This window comes from Pseudomonas fluorescens (assembly GCF_001902145.1).
GTDB classification, from domain to species: Bacteria; Pseudomonadota; Gammaproteobacteria; order Pseudomonadales; family Pseudomonadaceae; genus Aquipseudomonas; species Aquipseudomonas fluorescens_BV.
Genome location: NZ_MRST01000024.1, coordinates 172,397 through 189,351 on the forward strand (window position 1 = coordinate 172,397; position 16,955 = coordinate 189,351).

General features: G+C 59.6%; 17 protein-coding genes. 5 read left to right on the forward strand and 12 right to left on the reverse strand.

Translation table 11 applies throughout. The annotated features are described in order from the left end of the window. Positions 1-10: 10 nt before the first annotated feature. From BUE92_RS14740 to BUE92_RS27980, 5 genes are all read right to left on the reverse strand, one after another. A complete protein-coding gene (locus BUE92_RS14740) occupies positions 11-874 on the reverse strand; it encodes a DMT family transporter (protein WP_256673968.1) in 864 nt (287 codons plus the stop codon). 180 nt (positions 875-1,054) lie between these two features. Beyond that, positions 1,055-1,411, reverse strand: a complete 357-nt coding sequence (locus tag BUE92_RS14745) for a DUF1493 family protein (RefSeq protein WP_073524569.1) — start codon at positions 1,409-1,411, stop codon at positions 1,055-1,057. Between the two features lie 277 nt (positions 1,412-1,688). Further along, positions 1,689-2,459 (reverse strand): hypothetical protein, encoded by a 771-nt coding sequence (locus tag BUE92_RS28920; RefSeq protein WP_256673970.1) that lies wholly within the window; start codon positions 2,457-2,459, stop codon positions 1,689-1,691. A 159-nt stretch (positions 2,460-2,618) separates the two neighbouring features. Beyond that, positions 2,619-3,218, reverse strand: coding sequence for a Fic/DOC family protein (locus tag BUE92_RS14755; RefSeq protein WP_073524571.1), 600 nt, complete (start codon positions 3,216-3,218; stop codon positions 2,619-2,621). Next, complete coding sequence (locus BUE92_RS27980; RefSeq protein ID WP_143169986.1) at positions 3,218-3,388, reverse strand: YhfG family protein; 171 nt, start codon at positions 3,386-3,388, stop codon at positions 3,218-3,220. The genes BUE92_RS14755 and BUE92_RS27980 overlap by 1 nt, the downstream gene beginning before the upstream one ends. Before the next feature lie 264 nt (positions 3,389-3,652). Here BUE92_RS27980 and BUE92_RS14760 point away from each other — a divergent pair, with 264 nt between their 5' ends. Beyond that, complete coding sequence (locus BUE92_RS14760; RefSeq protein ID WP_073524574.1) at positions 3,653-5,590, forward strand: RecQ family ATP-dependent DNA helicase; 1,938 nt, start codon at positions 3,653-3,655, stop codon at positions 5,588-5,590. 12 nt (positions 5,591-5,602) lie between these two features. Next, the gene (locus BUE92_RS14765; RefSeq protein WP_073524576.1) at positions 5,603-6,034 is read left to right on the forward strand and encodes an acyl-CoA thioesterase; all 432 of its coding nucleotides are present in this window, start codon (positions 5,603-5,605) and stop codon (positions 6,032-6,034) included. A 146-nt stretch (positions 6,035-6,180) separates the two neighbouring features. Here BUE92_RS14765 and BUE92_RS14770 read toward each other — a convergent pair whose 3' ends face one another. The 3 genes from BUE92_RS14770 to fdhD all read right to left on the reverse strand — a co-directional run bounded on the left by BUE92_RS14770 (position 6,181) and on the right by fdhD (position 10,196). Beyond that, positions 6,181-6,663 (reverse strand): glycine zipper domain-containing protein, encoded by a 483-nt coding sequence (locus BUE92_RS14770; RefSeq protein ID WP_034125502.1) that lies wholly within the window; start codon positions 6,661-6,663, stop codon positions 6,181-6,183. Positions 6,664-7,011: 348 nt separating this feature from the next. After that, positions 7,012-9,360, reverse strand: coding sequence for an FdhF/YdeP family oxidoreductase (locus BUE92_RS14775; RefSeq protein ID WP_073524577.1), 2,349 nt, complete (start codon positions 9,358-9,360; stop codon positions 7,012-7,014). Beyond that, complete coding sequence (gene fdhD, locus BUE92_RS14780) at positions 9,357-10,196, reverse strand: formate dehydrogenase accessory sulfurtransferase FdhD (protein WP_073524580.1); 840 nt, start codon at positions 10,194-10,196, stop codon at positions 9,357-9,359. Before fdhD ends, BUE92_RS14775 begins: the two co-directional genes overlap by 4 nt. A 242-nt stretch (positions 10,197-10,438) precedes the next feature. On the opposite strand from fdhD, the gene lysM reads away from it, so the two are divergent. Then, the gene (gene lysM, locus BUE92_RS14785) at positions 10,439-10,879 is read left to right on the forward strand and encodes a peptidoglycan-binding protein LysM (RefSeq protein WP_056782626.1); all 441 of its coding nucleotides are present in this window, start codon (positions 10,439-10,441) and stop codon (positions 10,877-10,879) included. Between the two features lie 127 nt (positions 10,880-11,006). Here the strand turns inward: lysM and yrfG are convergent, their stop codons facing one another. Continuing rightward, entirely contained in the window at positions 11,007-11,672 is a 666-nt protein-coding gene (gene yrfG / locus BUE92_RS14790; protein WP_034125505.1) for a GMP/IMP nucleotidase, read from the reverse strand. Positions 11,673-11,759: 87 nt separating this feature from the next. Between yrfG and nudE the strand changes: the two genes are divergently transcribed. Together nudE and cysQ are read left to right on the forward strand one after the other, a co-directional pair. Continuing rightward, positions 11,760-12,326 carry an ADP compounds hydrolase NudE gene (gene nudE / locus BUE92_RS14795; protein ID WP_014716485.1) on the forward strand — a complete coding sequence of 189 codons (567 nt, stop codon included), beginning with the start codon at positions 11,760-11,762 and terminating at the stop codon, positions 12,324-12,326. Continuing rightward, complete coding sequence (gene cysQ, locus BUE92_RS14800; RefSeq protein ID WP_073524582.1) at positions 12,323-13,159, forward strand: 3'(2'),5'-bisphosphate nucleotidase CysQ; 837 nt, start codon at positions 12,323-12,325, stop codon at positions 13,157-13,159. The genes nudE and cysQ overlap by 4 nt, the downstream gene beginning before the upstream one ends. Before the next feature lie 105 nt (positions 13,160-13,264). Here cysQ and BUE92_RS14805 read toward each other — a convergent pair whose 3' ends face one another. From BUE92_RS14805 to BUE92_RS14815, 3 genes are read right to left on the reverse strand one after another with little or no spacing between them, the layout of a single operon-like run. After that, entirely contained in the window at positions 13,265-13,720 is a 456-nt protein-coding gene (locus BUE92_RS14805; protein ID WP_034125508.1) for a thioesterase domain-containing protein, read from the reverse strand. Between the two features lie 26 nt (positions 13,721-13,746). Then, on the reverse strand, positions 13,747-15,132 hold the full coding sequence (locus tag BUE92_RS14810; protein WP_073524584.1) for a sigma-54-dependent transcriptional regulator: 1,386 nt from the start codon (positions 15,130-15,132) through the stop codon (positions 13,747-13,749). Further along, positions 15,129-16,937 carry a sensor histidine kinase gene (locus tag BUE92_RS14815; RefSeq protein ID WP_073524587.1) on the reverse strand — a complete coding sequence of 603 codons (1,809 nt, stop codon included), beginning with the start codon at positions 16,935-16,937 and terminating at the stop codon, positions 15,129-15,131. The genes BUE92_RS14810 and BUE92_RS14815 overlap by 4 nt, the downstream gene beginning before the upstream one ends. Between the last annotated feature and the right edge of the window lie 18 nt (positions 16,938-16,955).

Genomic DNA, 16,955 nt, shown 5'->3' on the forward strand with positions numbered 1-16,955 from the left:
GTGCGAGCGATTAGTCGGCGATGTGCAGTACCACTGCGCCGACTAGCACCAGTATGACGCCTGCCACCTGCACCGCTGACAATCGTTCCTTGAAAAACACAAATCCCAGGATCGCGGCAATCCCTCCTGACAGCGTACTGATCACCGTCACCACCGACACCGAGCCGGCCATTGCGCCCCACGAAAACGCCGAGAACCCGCCGAGGTTCATCAAGCTCGCCCCGGTCAACGTCGCGCAGTTCTTCAGCGGCGGGATCTTCAGGCCATCCTTTATCTTCAACACCATCACCACCAACACGCACAGGCCCACGAGGTAACCCAGCCACAACATGGTGACTGGCCCCAGCGCCGGCAGTGTGTAGCGACCTTGCAGCCAGAAACTGGTGCCATACAAGGCTGCGGCGAGCATGGCGTAGGCAATGGACAGGCGCGGGTTGTTGTGGGGCGTGCCGTTGTCCTTGTGGATGCTGGACAGCACAACGCCGATGACGCACAGGGCGATGCAGCCCAGTTGTATCAGGCTGATGTGTTCACCGCTGGCCCAGGACAGCAAGGTGGTCACGACCCCATAGGAGGTCACCAATGGCGCGACGATGGCCGCTTTGCCCAAGGCAAAGGCTTTGGACAGCCCAAGGGCGCCGGACACCGTCAGCAGAGCGGCGGCGACGCCCAGGAGCCAAACGCTTAACGGTGCATCAAGGGATTTGAAAAGGAAGACCGGGAAAATGACCAGCAGGAGGGTCATGATCAAAAAGCCGAGGGCTTGGCCAAAATACACCGCGCGTTTAACGCCAACGGCTCGGGCGTTGAGGCCCACCAGAAAGTCCGTGCCACCCCAGAGCAGAGCGGCCAGTAGGCCCATTGTTACGTCCATGTAAGGTCCTTGTTATTTATACGGCTCGCCAGATTAGCGCAGATCCAGTGTGGGAGCGGGCTTGCCCGCGAAAAACGTCAACGATAACGCGTGCTTCCTGAATAAACGCGGCGCCTGTGAGTTTTTCGCGAGCAAGCTCGCTCCTACAAAGAGCCTTGGCTTGCCCCCTCCCACATTGGATCAGCTCAGGTTCTCCAGCGTTTGCGTGTCCCAGCTGTGGGTCTTGATCGCCAGGTAGAGCATGCCGATGGTCAACGGGAGCTTGTCACCACGGCCCTTGGCGCGCCGTTTCAGGAACACGTCGAACACCGGCGGCTGGAAATAACGATAAGCGTCGTAGTCACCCAGGTCGACCCCGAAATCCTGTTCAAGCGCCTCCATGAATTGCTTGGCCTCAGCGCCATCGCACCCGAGGTCGAAGTTCAGTGAGGTGTGCAGGCCGATGGTCTTGTGTTTTGGCAAGCCGATTTCTTCATGCAGCAATTGCAGAAGTTGCTGCATGACAGGGTCTTCTGGGAAGTTGGGGGCCAGGTTCATGGTGGGGGCACGCAGGAGTGGGTGAGGGGGCCTGTCACGTTGCAGGCGGTATTTGTTTCGGGTGATGAAGAGAGCCAAGCCTATCAGGCATACAAAGACAGGTAGCCAGGGCATTCTGAGAATCACGGCTACATAGGGCAGCAGGAATGTCAAAACTAGACCTGTCGCGAGACAGGTGAGTGCGACACGCATTCTGAGTACGGGGTCTGTGATTTGGTAGTGCAGCACCAGATAGATGATGAAAAAAGAAGCCGATTGAAAGTACAAAGCCATGTTACTAATACTCGTCCGAGTAGACATGTATTGAGTGTGTTGAACGCTGAGGTCCTATGCCTCCCCTCACACTGGCATCCAGACCGATGATGATGTCCCCAACGTGATATCTGCGAAGCTTGCCGGAAATCGTATCGCCAACGAAACCAGCGGTTACGGTTGAAATGACAGCCCCCGGCGCTTTAATCGCTTCGGAAATTATTCGTTTGATGAGCACGTTTTGGTCGTTTAACCGATCCGCCTGACTCCGTCTCAACGGATGGGAAATCGCAACTGCCATGTCGCATGGTAAATCTTGGGCCAGCATTTTTTCGTACAGCCTACGCAGTTGATCACGCACCCGCTGGGCTGCCGTTTTTGCTTCAAGCAGGCATAGGTTGGCGAAAAAGTGCCGATTGTCCGGCGCAACAGTAAAGCGAATCACAGTGAAGGTGACGCCATAGTGGCCGATATGCTGAGTCCTTTCGGTGTTCACAAAATTATGCCGACAGAGTTTGGAGAGGGAGCTAGTTTCGGCCAGGCAAAGGGCGTTTCTGTAGAGGGGCGAGGCACTGTTTGAAGCAGTTTGGGAAACGGACGACGCGCCGTTTTTTGGTTTCTTACAATGCCTTCCTGCATTTATGACTTGATACCTATTTTGCTGGCAGAACCGAGCAAATGTGGGCGCCGGGTTTGCCCTAAGGCTTTTTGTAGGAGCGAGCTTGCTCGCGAAAAATTCACAGGCATCGCGTTTATCCAGGAAGCACGCGTTACCGTTGACGTTTTTCGCGAGCAAGCTCGCTCCTACAGGCATTAGGGCTTGCCCCCACAGGTTTAGCTGTGTAGCGGATTGCTGTGTGGTGGCTGGTCGGTCGCTGAATTGGCAGCGACGAGCCGAACCTTAAAAGTGAGTTTGTTCTCGAGCAATAAGATGGTTTAGTCGTTCGAAGTTCGATCAGGCACTGAGAGGCCTACCGATACACCGCTCAAAAATCGCTTCCAATCCTCGATAGTCACACGCCACCGCATCAATATTCGCGGGTATCCATGCCCCATGTTTTACCAGCCACCAATTCACTGAAAACCCCGCATTCACGATGATCTGTTCAAACAGGATCCGCTGCGCCCGTCCATTCCCCTCGCGGAAGGGGTGAATGACGTTCAGGTCGCCATAAGCTTCAGCGATTTGGCGCACAAGATCAGCCTGAGTCGCACCGATATACCAATTGGCGTCTTGCATATGTCGGACGATTTTCGCCGCTTCCGGGGGAATACGCTCCGGGGTGCAAAACAGCGTGTCGCCTTTCTGGATGTTGACGCTGCGCAGTTCGCCGGCCCAGTCATAAATGTCACCGAACAGGATGCGGTGAATGTGTTGCAAGCGATCAAGGTCGTAGGGCGGCGGAAAGAGTGGAAGGTTGCCTACGGCGATTTCGGATAATTCCCGCTCGGCCTGATGCAGGCGGTGTTCATCGAGCAAATCGAGGCGGTTGCGCAGAACGCTGCTATCGGGATAGCAGTACGGGTCCTGGCCCACCCCGTATTTGTCGAGCATCAGCGTGAAGTGTTGCGGTACTTGGCAAGGACGGCTTCGCGTGTCGGCAGGGGTTTGTCGACGTCGGAAGGTTGGGTGTCGAACCCTTCCAGGCGCAGGCTGGCCAGGTAATTGGAACGGCGGATCTTGTGATAGTGATCCTGTTTTTGCTCAAACGTCAGTTCGCTCATTACAGCGTACTCCTGGGTAGCAAGGCTGTGATTGTAGCGCAATGCATCAGGGGGAAGGCAGGATAAAAACCACCTTGTTACCTGTATAGAATTCCGTCGACGATCTTAATTCAGTGTAAATTTTCGGAATCCTCCTCTCCGGCCCAGGGCCATCCTTTGCCTGTGTATCATCCTGTCTCTTTTTCCTTGCGACCTTTCTCGATTCGCTGAGAATCCCGGGCTATGTTTTTGAGCCAACTCAGCGGTCAATGGAGTGACAGCCTTATGCACGACACCCTCCGGCAGGTCTTTGGTTACCCACACTTTCGCTTGGGCCAGGAAGAGACGGTCAGCGCCGTTCTGGCTGGGCGATCTGCCGCCGCCATTTTCCCTACGGGGTCGGGCAAATCCTTGTGTTACCAGTTGTCGGCCGTGTTGCTGCCGCACCTGACGCTGGTGGTGTCGCCTCTGCTGGCGTTGATGCAGGACCAGTTGGGTTTCCTGCAGCGCCATGGCATTTCGGCGGGCAGTATCGACTCGGCCCAGAGCCGTGATGAGGCCAATGATGTAATGGCCCGTGCGCGATCGGGCGAGCTCAAGATTCTGATGATTTCCGTAGAGCGTTTAAAGAACGAGCGTTTCCGTAATTTCCTGAACAGCGTGCAGATCTCGTTGCTGGTGGTAGACGAGGCGCACTGTATTTCCGAATGGGGCCACAACTTCCGCCCAGACTATTTGAAGCTGCCGGACTACCAGCGTCAGTTCAACATCCCTCAGGCGCTGTTGCTGACGGCCACGGCCACGCCCAAGGTGATCGCCGATATGCAGGCCAAGTTCGCCATTGCTGCCGAAGATGTAGTGACCACGGGCTTCTATCGGCCCAACCTCAACCTGCTGGTGGAACCGGTCAGCGGCCACGACAAGCGCCGTAGGCTGGTGGAGTGGATGAAAGAGCGGGCCAATCAGCCGAGTATCGTCTACGTCACCCTGCAGAAAACCGCCGAGCAGATTGCCGAGCATCTGAACCGCCACGGCATTCAGGCCGAGGCTTATCACGCGGGGCTGCCCCACGAAAAACGCGAGGCTATCCAGCAGCGTTTCATGGGCGGGCGTTCCAATTGCATTGTCGCAACCATCGCGTTTGGCATGGGCATCGACAAGAGTGATATCCGCAATGTCGTGCACTTCGATCTGCCCAAGTCAATCGAGAACTACAGCCAGGAGATCGGCCGCGCTGGGCGTGACGGGCAACCGTCGGATTGCCTGGTGTTGGCCAACCGCGACAGCCTCAATGTGCTGGAAAACTTCGTGTACGGTGACACGCCGGAGCAGGAAGGCATTTTTCGCGTACTGGAGGAGTTACAGGCGGCGCGTAGCGAAGGGCAGTGGGAGTTCCTGCTCAGGTCGCTGTCGGACCACAGCAATATTCGCGAGCTGCCGCTCAAGACGCTCTTGGTGCAGTTGGAGCTCAAGGGCGTGATCGCGCCGCGCTATGCGTTTTATGCGGAATACCGTTTCAAATACCTGATCGAGCCCGAGGCCTTGTTGGCACGCTTTTCCGGCGAACGACAGCAGTTTGTCGCGGCGATCATCCAGGTGTGCAAGCGCGCTAAAACCTGGGCGACGGTCGATTTCGATGCGCTTTATCAACAGCACAATGCCGAGCGTAGCCGGGTGGTGAAGGCACTGGATTATTTTCAGGAGCAGGGCCTGATCGAACTCGAAAGCAAGCAGATGACTGAGGTCTACAGTTTGCTCGACACCCATTTCGACCCGCACGCGTTAAGCGCCGAGTTATACACAGGCTTCAAGCAGCATGAAGTGACGGAGGTCGCGCGGATTCACGCCATGCTCGACCTGTTCGCCACCGACCACTGCCTGGGCCAACGCCTGGCTCGCTACTTTGGTGATGAAAATGCACCCCAGCGTTGCGGGCATTGTTCGGTATGCCACGGCCAGGTCGCCCATCTACCGGCGCCGCCGAGCCTGCCGCCGCTTGTGGATAAAAACTTCATGGGACTGTGCGGTGATTTTATCCACAGGCATCATGAGCACACGGGGCAATTGCCGAATGCGGAGCGTTTGACGCGTTTCCTTGGTGGTATCAGCGTACCGTTGTTTACCAAGTTGAAGGCGCGAGGCATTCCCGGTTTTGCTGCACTGGAAGACTACCCCTACGCCGAGGTGCGCGACTGGGCCCACGCTCAATTGGATCTACTTTGACGAGACTTGCCGATGCCTGACTCAACGCCTGTGCGCGACGACTACCGCCACTTCCAACCGATCACCACGCGTTGGCACGACAACGATGCCTACGGCCATGTGAATAACGTCACTTATTACAGCTTCTTCGACACAGCCGTTAATACCTACCTGATCGAACAGGGCGGGCTGGATATTCATGACGGTGAGGTGGTGGGGTTTGTGGTGAGTTCGGCCTGCGATTACTTCGCCTCGATCGCTTTTCCCGAGCGCATTGAGGTCGGTCTGCGGGTGGGCAAGCTGGGCAATAGCTCGGTGCAGTATGAGCTGGCGGTATTCAAGGCGGGCGAGCAGGAGGCGTGTGCGGCGGGGCGCTTTGTCCATGTCTTTGTGGACCGAGCCTCGAACCAGCCAGTGCCGATTCCGGGGATGTTGCGCGAGGCGATGCAGCGCTTGGTGGTTTGACGAACCTACAAGCAGCTCAGACCAAATGTGAGAGCCGGGCTTGCCCGCGATGGCGCTGTATCAGGCAGTACGTCTAAACCTGATTCACTGCTATCGCGGGCAAGCCCGGCTCCCACATCGGATGTGTTCGTCAGAGCGCGGGTTTATCAGTCGCGATAACGATGCTTGTTCTTGCGATGCCCATAGGCATGGCCGCGACCTGGGTGGCCATCGCGGTAGTAGCGACGGTCGTCACGGTCGCGATCGCGGTAATGGCGGCTGTCGCGATCACTTTCGTTACCCATGTAGTTGCCTAGCGCGCCGCCCGCGCCACCGCCGGCCGCGGAGCCGATCAGTGCGCCGGTGCTGCCGCCAACGCTGCGCCCTACGACGTTACCGCCGGCTGCGCCCAGTGCGCCACCAATGGCTGCTTCGCCACGGCTACGTTTGTCGGCGCCGACTGCACTACCGCCTGCGCCGCCGAGGGCCGCGCCGATGGTCGAACCGGTGTTGCCGCCCAGCTGCTGGCCGACAACGGAACCTAGAACCCCACCCAATGCGCCGCCTACACCGGCTTCGGTGGTGCCGCCTGCCATGGCTGCGCCACTGACCAGGCCAAGGGACAACAAGAGAATCGAGGAGAACTTCATTCAGGGAAACCTCAAGGGATGACGGCGCGATCCTGAGGTTGTATCGGGTCGCTGACAATCGAAATCCGACCGGCGGCACAGGTTGTATACAATTTGCTAAGCTGCTGTTTTGTATGGGGAACTTAAGTCGTTTTTACGGGTCTTTAGCTACTTCGGAACGGCCGCTTTTATGCAACAGCGGCCTTTTTTGTGCCTGCAGAATATGCGGTGAATGTGCTGGCCTCTTCGCGGGCAAGCCAGCTCCCACATTAGATCGGTTCACATAGTTGTAATTGTGAACCCATCCCAGTGTGGGAGCGGGCTTGCCCGCGAAAGCGGTAGTTCAAGCAGCACGCATCTCGGATCAAGTCAGGCCGAGCGCGCCATGATCAACCCATTGTCACTCGCCGCTTCCAAGCGAATCGCAACAAACTTGGACGTCGGCGTATGGCTACCGTCGCCAGTGCTTTCCAGCGGCACCAACGGGTTCACTTCCGGGTAGTAAGCCGCCGCCTGCCCCGCCGGAATATCAAATGCCAGCAGCGTAAAGCCTTTCACGCGGCGCTCACGACCGTCTTCCCACAGCGACACGATGTCCGCCTTCTGCCCCGGCTTGAAGCCCAGGCGGATGATGTCGGCTTCGTTGACGAACAGCACGTCACGCTGGCCTTTGACCCCGCGATAACGGTCGTCCAGGCCGTAGATGGTGGTGTTGTACTGATCATGGGAGCGCATTGACTGCATGATCAGGTCCGGCACCCGGCCCGTGGCGTGGGTGCGCTCGTGGATCAGGTCTTTGGGCAAAATGTTCGGGCGGAAGTTGGCGCGACCTGATGGAGTGTTCCAGCGGCGTGCGCCGGCGGAGTTGCCCAGATAGAAGCCGCCTGGATGTTTGATCTTCTCGTTGAAGTCCTTGAAGCCTGGGATGGTGTCGGCGATCAGGTCGCGGATGCGCCCGTAGTCGGCCACCAGCCAGTTCCAATCCACGGGCTTGCTGCCCAGGGTGGCGGCAGCAATGCCCGCCAGGATCGCCGGCTCGGACTTCATCAGTTTCGACAGAGGTTGCAGTTGGCCGTTGGAGCCGTGGACCATGCTGAACGAGTCTTCCACCGTCACCGCTTGCGGGCCGTCCGCCTGGATGTCTATGTCGGTGCGGCCCAGGCACGGCAAGATCAACGCATCTTTACCGTGCATCAGGTGGCTGCGGTTGAGCTTGGTGCTGATCTGCACGGTCAGGTCGCAATTTCGCAGCGCTTCAAAGGTGCGCGTGCTGTCTGGCGTGGCTTGGGCAAAGTTGCCGCCCAGGCCGATAAAGACTTTGGAGCGGCCTTCAAGCATGGCGTGAATCGCTTCCACCACGTTGTGGCCGTTTTCTCTCGGCACCTGGAACTGGAAACGACGCTCCAGCGCGTCCAGAAACGCCACCGGTGGGCGTTCGTTGATGCCCATGGTGCGGTCGCCCTGCACGTTACTGTGGCCACGCACCGGGCACAGCCCGGCACCTGGGCGGCCGATATTGCCGCGCAGCAGCATCAGGTTGGCGATTTCCTGGATGGTCGGCACCGAGTGGCGGTGCTGGGTAATCCCCATCGCCCAGCACATGATCACATTCTTGCCTTTGGCGTACATGCGTGCCGCTTGCTCGATCTCCACCAGGGTCAGGCCGGACTGCTCGACGATCTCCTCCCACGAGGTGTCGTCGATCTGACCCAGGTATTCCAGGACGTTGGCAGTGTGCTCATTGAGGAAGTCGTGGTCGAACACCGCTTCCTTGCCTTCGGCCAGGGCTTGGCGTTCCCACAGCAGCAGGAACTTGGCCATGCCCCGCAAGATAGCCATATCGCCACCCAGCGCCGGGCGGAAGTAGGCGGTGTTGGTCGGCTTGTCGCCGTTGGTGAGCATTTCCAGCGGATGTTGCGGATGCTGGAAGCGCTCCAGGCCGCGCTCTTTCAGCGGGTTGATACACACTACCTGAGCGCCGCGTTTCACCGCTTCACGCAGAGGCTCGAGCATGCGTGGGTGGTTGGTGCCAGGGTTCTGGCCCCAGACGAAAATGGCATCGGCATGTTCGAAGTCATCAAAGGTCACGGTACCTTTGCCCACGCCGACACTCTGCGCCAAGGCTACGCCGCTGGCTTCGTGGCACATGTTCGAGCAGTCCGGGAAGTTGTTGGTGCCATAGGCGCGTACAAACAGCTGGTACAGGTAGGCGGCTTCATTGCTGGCGCGGCCTGAGGTGTAGAACTCGGCCATGTTCGGGCTGGGCAGCGCGTTGAGGTGCTTGCCGATCAGGTCGAACGCTGCATCCCAACTGATGGGCAGGTAGCGATCGGTCTCGGCGTCATAGCGCATCGGCTCGGTCAGGCGGCCCTGGTACTCCAGCCAGTAGTCGCTTTGCTCCAGCAGCGCCGTGACGCTGTGCTTGGCGAAGAAGGCCGCATCGACGCGGCGCTTGGTGGCTTCCCAGTTGACCGCCTTGGCGCCGTTTTCGCAGAACTTGACCATGCCGCTTTCCGGCGAGTCGCCCCAGGCACAGCCCGGGCAGTCGAAGCCACCGTTCTGGTTGGTCTTGAGCATCATGCGCAGGTTTTTCAGGGCGTTGTCGCTGGTCAGCCAGGCTTGCGCCACACTGATCAGGGCGCCCCAGCCACCGGCTGGGCCTTTGTAGGGCTTGTAGCGTGGGGTTGGGGTCTGGTCGGCTTGGTGGTGAAGGCTCATGGCTGGTGCTCCATCGCAGGGCTATAGACCCGTGGCGCGCTTTTTTGCGGCAGGTGGATGAGGTTGAGGTTGTGCCGGCGTGCCCATTGCAAGGCCAGGCCGGTGGGCGACGACAGGCTGACCAGGGTCTGGATGCCCGCGCGCAATACTTTCTGAATCAATTCAAGGCTGCAGCGGCTGGTAACAATCGCCAGGCCGCCGTCGGTCGGAATCTTTTGGCGGATCAACGCGCCAATCAACTTATCCAGGGCGTTATGCCGGCCGATGTCTTCGCGGCTCATCAACAATTCGCCCTGGCCGTTCATAAACACCGCCGCATGCACGGCGCCGCTGTGCTGGCCCAGGGGTTGGAATGCGCTGATACGCTGGCGCAGGCCGTCGAGCCACTGCGCCGGCGGCAAGGGCGCGCCGGGCAGTACCTGGAGGTCGGGCAATGCTTGCTCTACCGCTTCCACGCCACACAGGCCGCAGCCGCTGGTGCCCGCCAATTGGCGGCGTTGCTGCTTGAGGTTCCAGAACGCACGGCTGGAAACCTGCACCTGGGCGTACTGGGCTGCGCCTGAACCGCTGATTTTCAGGTCATAAATGTCGTTAACTTCGGTGATAATGCCGCTGCCGAGGCTGAAACCTACAATGAAGTCTTCCAAGTCCGTAGGCGTCACCAGCATCACCGCCTGGCTGATGTCGTTGTAGGCAATCGCCAACGCCACTTCTTCGGCCAGCGCAGTGCTGGCGACTTCAGTGTGTTCAAGATTGCAATAGTGATAGCTCTGGCTGGCGACGGGCGCGGTCGATTCGAGAGCGGGCGCCGCGCAGTGAGGGCGCTTGGCGTTCATGGGGCAGTACCACCGGCGGATTGATCAGTGATTAGACTAGGCGCGACAAAGGGTCGCGTCTAATCGCCAGTATTGATCTATTGATAGAGGGCGTCGATCAAGGTTCACCCGCGTTCTCGTCAGGCTTATTCCAGGCAGGGGTGATTGGGATACTTTTGAGTCTTTAGCCAGTCTGGAACCCAAGTCGGCAGGACTGGTCTAGTCTTGGGCATCTGACAAATAAACCCCAAGGAGAGCGCACCATGAGTCTATTAAGCTTTGTTAAGGAAGCCGGCGAGAAGTTGATCGATCTGTTGACGCCGGGTAATGCGAACGCCAGTGAGCAGTTGAAGGAGCATGTGAGCAAGGTGGGCCTGGGTAATCCAAACGTGCAGACCACGGTGGATGGCGACAAGGTCACGGTGACCGGTGAAGTGGCCACGCAGGAAGAGAAAGAAAAGATCCTGTTGGCTCTGGGCAACATTGCCGGCGTGGCAAGTGTGGATGACCAGATTACTGTCAGTGGTCCAGTCGTGGTGGCTTCACGCTTTGTTGTTGTGAAAAGCGGTGACACTCTCAGCGCAATCTCTAAAACGGTCTATGGCGACGCGAATAAGTACAACAAGATTTTCGAGGCTAACAAGCCACTGTTGTCGCACCCGGACAAGATCTACCCAGGCCAGACACTGCGCATCCCTGAGTAATACGCAGGATAAAATGAGCAAGCTCGCCCTTTTGTAGGAGCGAGCTTGCTCGCGAAAAACTCACAGGCACCGCGTTTATCCAGGAAGCACGCGTTATCGTTGACGTTTTTCGCGAGCAAGCTCGCTCCTACATAAGCCCGGCAATGAGTTCTCGATAATCCCCGACGGCTGCAAATTCTGCGGTGTCCTTTGAGCCTTTTTTGCTATCAGGTTCTTTCACTGCCAGTAAATGTCCCACGCCGAAATCCCGGGCGCTGCGCAGGATCGGCAAAGTGTCATCTATAAACAGGCTACGGGCCGGGTCAAAGTGGATATCCGCTTGCAAGGCCTCCCAAAATTGCGGGTTTTCCTTGGGAAAGCCGTAGTCGTGAGAGCTGATCAATCGCTCGAAATACGGCGCCAGTTCAATGCGCTCCAACTTCAATGACAGCGAATCACGATGAGCGTTGGTGATCATGATCACGCGCTTGCCGGCCTGTTTGATCGCCGCCAGGAACGTATCGGCATCCGGACGCAAGGCAATCAGGTGGGCGGTTTCCAACTTGAGCTCGCGCACCGGGATCTTGAGCTCGGCGCTCCAGAAATCCAGGCAATACCATTGCAACTGTCCGGCGTTACGCTCGAACAGCGGTTGCAACTCCATCTCGGCCATGGCTCGGCTTACACCGTGCAGTTCGGCATAGCGTTGCGGCAGGTGTTCCATCCAGAAGTGGTTGTCGTAATGCAGGTCGAGCAGGGTGCCGTCCATGTCCAGCAGGACAGTGTCGATGGCGTGCCAGGGCAGAGAGGGCATGGTGGGGTCTCATGTAAGTAAAAATATCCGACACAGACAATCGGAAAAGCCACGGTATAGTAACCCGATCACGCCAAGGAGCCGTTTATGCGCCAGAAACCCACTGTCCTCGCCCGCGAAATAGTCGCCAGTAGCCGTTTGTTCCGCGTGGAGGAAGTGCAATTGCGCTTTTCCAATGGCGTTGAGCGGACCTATGAGCGTCTTGTCGGGCGTGGCACGGGCTATGGCGCCGTGATGATTGTGGCGATGATCGATGAAGATCATGCAGTGCTGGTGGAAGAATACTGCGGCGGCACTGACGAGTATGAATTGTCGTTGCCCAAAGGCCTGATCGAGCCTGGCGAAGACGTGCTTGCAGCGGCAGACCGCGAACTCAAGGAAGAAGCCGGCTACGGTGCACGGCAGTTGGAGCACATCACCGAGCTGTCATTGTCGCCTGGCTATATGAGCCAGAAGATCCAGGTGGTGTTGGCTACCGATCTCTACGAAGAGCGTCTTGAAGGTGATGAACCCGAACCAATGCGGGTAGACCGGGTCAACCTGCGTGAGCTGTCGGCGCTGGCGCAAAACGAGCAGTTCAGCGAAGGTCGCGCCCTGGCTGCGCTGTATCTGGTAAGAGACCTGTTGACCCAGCGTGGAGCGTTCACCGCATGAGCGAACTGTTTTTAGGCCACCCGTTTATCGCACCGGTCATTGAACTGGCTCGGCAGGCGGGTGAAGCCATCCTGCCATACTGGCGTGCCGAGGTAGCCGTGACCTCCAAGGCGGATGATTCTCCCGTGACGGCTGCCGACCTGGCTGCCCACCATCTGATTCTCGCAGGCCTGACCGCGCTGGACCCGAGCATTCCTGTGTTGTCCGAAGAGGACGCCGATATCGATCAGAGTGTGCGTGCCGGCTGGCATCGTTGGTGGTTGGTGGACCCTCTGGATGGCACCAAGGAATTCATTTCTGGTAGCGAAGAATTCACCGTAAATATTGCATTGATCGAACAGGGCCGCGTGGTGTTCGGCGTGGTGTCGATACCGACCACTGGCCGTTGCTACTTCGGCGGCGCGGGCCTGGGGGCATGGCGCTCGGACGTCAATGCAGCGCCCAAGCAGATTCAAGTACGCCAGGCCCCGGCCTCGGGCGAGGCCTTTACAGTGGTGGCCAGCCGTCGTCATACCAGCCCTGAGCAGGAGCGCCTGCTGAATGGCCTCAGTGAAGGCTTGGGCGAGTTGAAACTGGCGAATATCGGCAGCTCGTTGAAGTTTTGTTTGCTGGCCGAGGGCAGTGCCGATTGCTATCCGCGCCTGGCGCCGACTTCGCAGTGGGATACCGCAGCGGCCCAGGGTGTATTGGAAGGGGCGGGGGGTGAAGTATTGGAGTTGAATGGCAAGCCGTTCAGCTACCCGGCGCGGGAGTCGCTGCTAAATCCGTTCTTCCTGGCGTTGCCAGCCAAGGCAGCGTGGCGTGAGCGGCTGTTGACCCTGGCCAGATCTTAACACCCATGTAGGAGCGAGCTTGCTCGCGAAAAATCTGAGAGCGCTGCGTTATCGTTGGCGTTTTTCGCGAGCAAGCTCGCTCCTACAGGGCGCTGGCAGTGGCTGCTAGCGATGCAAGACGTATTGGCCGGTAAAGACGACGGCACGCTCTGCACTGCCTTCATTCACAATCCACGTCTCCAGCGCCAACCGCGCCCGCCCATAGCGCTGATAGGTCGCCACAAAGCGCTTCCAAATCTTTTCATCCGGTGCCGCGCAAATGGCTGTCGCGTCCTGGGTCACCGGCAGCGGATAGCTGATCTGCCCCTCCTGAATCACGATATGCCCGTCTTCAATCCCGGCTTCACGCAGCTTCAGGTGCAGCCAACCCCAACCCGCCAGCACCGCGCCGCAGTAGAGGCTGCCGCCAAACATGGTGCTCTTGTGGTTGATATTGGCCTGCAAGGGCAGGTGCAGTTGCAGTTGGTCGTGCTGCCAGTCGAGCACCCTGAGGCCCATTTCCCGGGTGAGTGGGATGTCGTGGTGAAGGATGGATTCCAGGTAACGGCTATCACGGCTCATGGCGGCCTCTTTGTAGGTGGACGATGTCATTCGTCATCGGCGCTCTGGCTGGCACTGTCGGCGAAGTTCAGGCCGTGTTTGCGCAGTTTGTCGTGCAAGGTTTTGCGCGGCACGCCCAGGGCTTCGGCGAGGCTGCGCACGGAGCTGTGGGGGCGGGTCAGTTCGGCGGCGATCAGGCTTTTTTCGAACTGTTCGACTTGCTCGCTCAGGCCTCCGGGCGTGGAGGTCAGCACGCCGGCGGCGGGGTGATCCTGGGTGTTATCCAGGGCCAACTCCAGGCCGAGGGCGAAACGCTCCGCGGCGTTTTGCAGCTCCCGCACATTGCCCGGCCAGCTGTGGCGCAGCAACAACGCACGTTGGCCCGGTTGCAGTTCGTGCAAGGGCAGGCCGTGGCGGCTGCTGGCCTCGTCGGCGAAGTGCTGGAACAGCATCAGCGCATCCTCTCCCCGCTCACGCAAGGGCGGAATGCGCAACGGCGCCACATTGAGGCGGTAATACAAGTCGGCACGGAAACGACCCTGGTCGGCGGCCTGGCGCAGGTCTTCTTTGGTGGCGGCGATAATGCGGATATCCAGCGGGATCAGCTGATTGCCACCCAGGCGTTCCACTACGCGCTCCTGTAAAAGGCGCAGCAACTTGACCTGTACATCCAGGCTCATGCTTTCAATTTCATCCAGAAACAGCGTGCCGCCATTGGCAAACTCGAACTTGCCGATGCGACGCTTTTGCGCGCCGGTAAACGCGCCGGGTTCATGGCCGAACAGTTCGCTTTCCACCACCGATTCCGCCAGTGCCCCGGCGTTGATCGCGACAAACGGGCCGCTGCGTCGGCTTGAGAGGTCGTGCAGGGCGCGGGCGACGACCTCCTTGCCAGCGCCGGTCTCGCCGAGGATCAACACATCGGCCTTGGTCGCGGCCAGCGCACCGATTTGCTCGCGCAGGCGCAACATCTGTGGCGAGTGCCCTACCAGGCGCGTACTGAGTTGCTGGCGGTCGCTGAGGGCCAGGCGCAGGCTGCGGTTGTCCAGCACCAGCCGGCGCAGGGCCAGTGCCCGGCGCACGCTGTCGAGCAGCGCGTCGCTGGCGAAGGGTTTTTCCAGGAAGTCATAGGCGCCGGCACGCATGGCCTGCACTGCCAGCGGTACATCGCCGTGGCCGGTGATCAGCAGCACCGGCAGGTCGGGGTCCTGGCCGTGTAATTCAGTCAGCAGTTCCAGGCCGTCCATGCCGGGCATGCGAATGTCGCTGACCACCACGCCCGGCCAGTCACGGGACAGGCGTGCGGTGAGCCCGTTGGCTTCTCCCAGGGGCAGGACTTTCAGGCCGGCCAGGTCCAGGGTCTGGCACAGGGCCTGACGCAGGTGTGGATCGTCGTCGATCAATACCACCTGAATCGAGTTGTCGATACTCATACACTGCGGTCCTCGGACGGTTGCAGACTGACGCCCGGCGAACCGGCACGCAATTTCAAGGTTAACAGCGCGCCGCCCTCCTTGTGGTTGGCGAACAACAGTTCGCCACCGAAGGCGCGCATCAGGGTGTCGCAGATCGCCAGGCCCAGGCCCAGGCCCTGGGTGCGCGTCTTGGTGGTGTAGAACGGCTCGCTGGCGCGGCCCAGAGCTTCCATGCAAAAGCCCGGGCCGTTGTCGCGAATATACAAGTTGACGCCATGGGGCGTGGTTTCGGCACTCAGCCAGAGTTTGCGCGGCGGGCCTTTTTCGGTGAGGGCATCCAGGGCATTGGCCAGCAAGTTACCCAGCACCTGGCGCAGGCGGGTTTCACCGGCCTGCACCCACAAGGTCGCCTCCGGCAGGTCGCGGATCAATTCCACTTCCATCGAACGCCGCCGCTTGGCCAACAACGCCAGGGCGTCATCCAGTGCCGGTTGCAGGGCTACGCTCTCCGGCGCGTGACGGTCACGGCGGGCGAAGGCGCGCAGGTGGGCGATGATCGAGGCCATGCGCCCGGTCAATTCGCTGATCAGCTTGAGGTTGCCGCGGGCATCGTTGGTGCGCTCATGGTCGAGCAGGATCTCGGCGTTTTCGGCATAGCTGCGAATCGCCGCCAGTGGTTGATTCAATTCATGGCTGATACTCGCCGACATGGTGCCCAGCGCCGAGAGTTTACCGGCTTGGACCAAATCGTCCTGGGCGCGCACCAGTTCTTGCTGGGCATGCTCGCGCTCCAGCACTTCCTGTTTAAGGCGCCGGTTAAGGCCCTCCAGGTCGCTGGTACGCTCTGCCACGCGCATTTCCAACTCGCGGCGGGCCTTGGCTTCGAAGGCGATGCGTTCCAGGTAGTGCCGGCGGCGCTGCATCAGTAACCCCAGCAACAGCATCAGCACCAATAAGGTGGCGCCGCCCACGGCGACGACCGTGCGCACCGGACGGTTGATCAGCGAGCGCGGCGCGAGAATTTCCACGTTCCAGCCGGTCTCGGCGATAGCCGTGGACTGGCGCAGCCAAGCGCTGCTGCTCAGGCTCAGCGGCTGCGGGTCCCGGGTGGGGTAGGGCTGGATAGCGATGATGGCCTGGCGTTCTTCGGCGGTCAGTGGCCGAGTGGCGCGGAATCGCCATTGCGGGCGCGAAGTGAGGATCACCACGCCGTTGTGGTCGGTGACCAGCAACTGTTCTGGGGTATTGCCCCATAGGCTTTCGGTGTGATCCAGGTCGACCTTCACCACCAGCACCCCGATGACGGTATTGCCGTCACGCACCGCGGCGGCGAAGAAGTAGCCGCGTTTGGCCGAGGTGGTGCCCAGGCCGAAGAACCGGCCGAGGCGCCCGGCCATGGCTTCGCTGAAATACGGACGGAAGGAGAAGTTGCGCCCCACAAAGCTGTCTTGTTTGTCCCAGTTGGACGCGGCGAGGGTCTTGCCGGTGGTGTCCATCAGATACATCACCTCTACCCCGGCCTGGGCGGCGACATCCTTGAGCAACTGGTTGGCATTGACCAGGTGCGTGCTGACGTGGGGCGCGTCCAATGCCGTGCGCAGGGCCGGTAAGTCCCCGAGGATCTGCGGCAGTATTTCGTAGCGGTGCAGGGTGCCCAGCAAGTTGGCGACGTAGAGGTCGAGGGTCTGGCGGTTTTGCCCGGCCAGCTCGCTGCGGTAATAGCGCTCGGCCAAATGCTCCAGCGGCCACAACAGCGGCGCCAGGCACAGAGCCAGCAGTGCGAGGCTGCGCCAGCGGGGTCTTCGCGCAAGGGGTGGGGTCATGGAAGTCGCGCCTGTGGG

Excerpts from the sequence above, each read along its gene's own strand:
- BUE92_RS14755 (WP_073524571.1), bottom strand. The coding sequence starts at position 3,218 with ATGCTCGACAAATACGGGGTGGGCCAGGACCCGTACTGCTATCCCGAT.
- BUE92_RS14805 (WP_034125508.1), bottom strand. The coding sequence starts at position 13,720 with ATGAGCCGTGATAGCCGTTACCTGGAATCCATCCTTCACCACGACATC.
- lysM (WP_056782626.1), top strand. The coding sequence starts at position 10,439 with ATGAGTCTATTAAGCTTTGTTAAGGAAGCCGGCGAGAAGTTGATCGAT.
- fdhD (WP_073524580.1), bottom strand. The coding sequence starts at position 10,196 with ATGAACGCCAAGCGCCCTCACTGCGCGGCGCCCGCTCTCGAATCGACC.
- BUE92_RS14760 (WP_073524574.1), top strand. The coding sequence starts at position 3,653 with ATGCACGACACCCTCCGGCAGGTCTTTGGTTACCCACACTTTCGCTTG.
- BUE92_RS14810 (WP_073524584.1), bottom strand. The coding sequence starts at position 15,132 with ATGAGTATCGACAACTCGATTCAGGTGGTATTGATCGACGACGATCCA.
- nudE (WP_014716485.1), top strand. The coding sequence starts at position 11,760 with ATGCGCCAGAAACCCACTGTCCTCGCCCGCGAAATAGTCGCCAGTAGC.
- BUE92_RS14740 (WP_256673968.1), bottom strand. The coding sequence starts at position 874 with ATGGACGTAACAATGGGCCTACTGGCCGCTCTGCTCTGGGGTGGCACG.
- BUE92_RS14745 (WP_073524569.1), bottom strand. The coding sequence starts at position 1,411 with ATGAACCTGGCCCCCAACTTCCCAGAAGACCCTGTCATGCAGCAACTT.
- BUE92_RS14765 (WP_073524576.1), top strand. The coding sequence starts at position 5,603 with ATGCCTGACTCAACGCCTGTGCGCGACGACTACCGCCACTTCCAACCG.
- BUE92_RS14775 (WP_073524577.1), bottom strand. The coding sequence starts at position 9,360 with ATGAGCCTTCACCACCAAGCCGACCAGACCCCAACCCCACGCTACAAG.
- BUE92_RS27980 (WP_143169986.1), bottom strand. The coding sequence starts at position 3,388 with ATGAGCGAACTGACGTTTGAGCAAAAACAGGATCACTATCACAAGATC.
- BUE92_RS14815 (WP_073524587.1), bottom strand. The coding sequence starts at position 16,937 with ATGACCCCACCCCTTGCGCGAAGACCCCGCTGGCGCAGCCTCGCACTG.
- BUE92_RS14770 (WP_034125502.1), bottom strand. The coding sequence starts at position 6,663 with ATGAAGTTCTCCTCGATTCTCTTGTTGTCCCTTGGCCTGGTCAGTGGC.
- cysQ (WP_073524582.1), top strand. The coding sequence starts at position 12,323 with ATGAGCGAACTGTTTTTAGGCCACCCGTTTATCGCACCGGTCATTGAA.
- yrfG (WP_034125505.1), bottom strand. The coding sequence starts at position 11,672 with ATGCCCTCTCTGCCCTGGCACGCCATCGACACTGTCCTGCTGGACATG.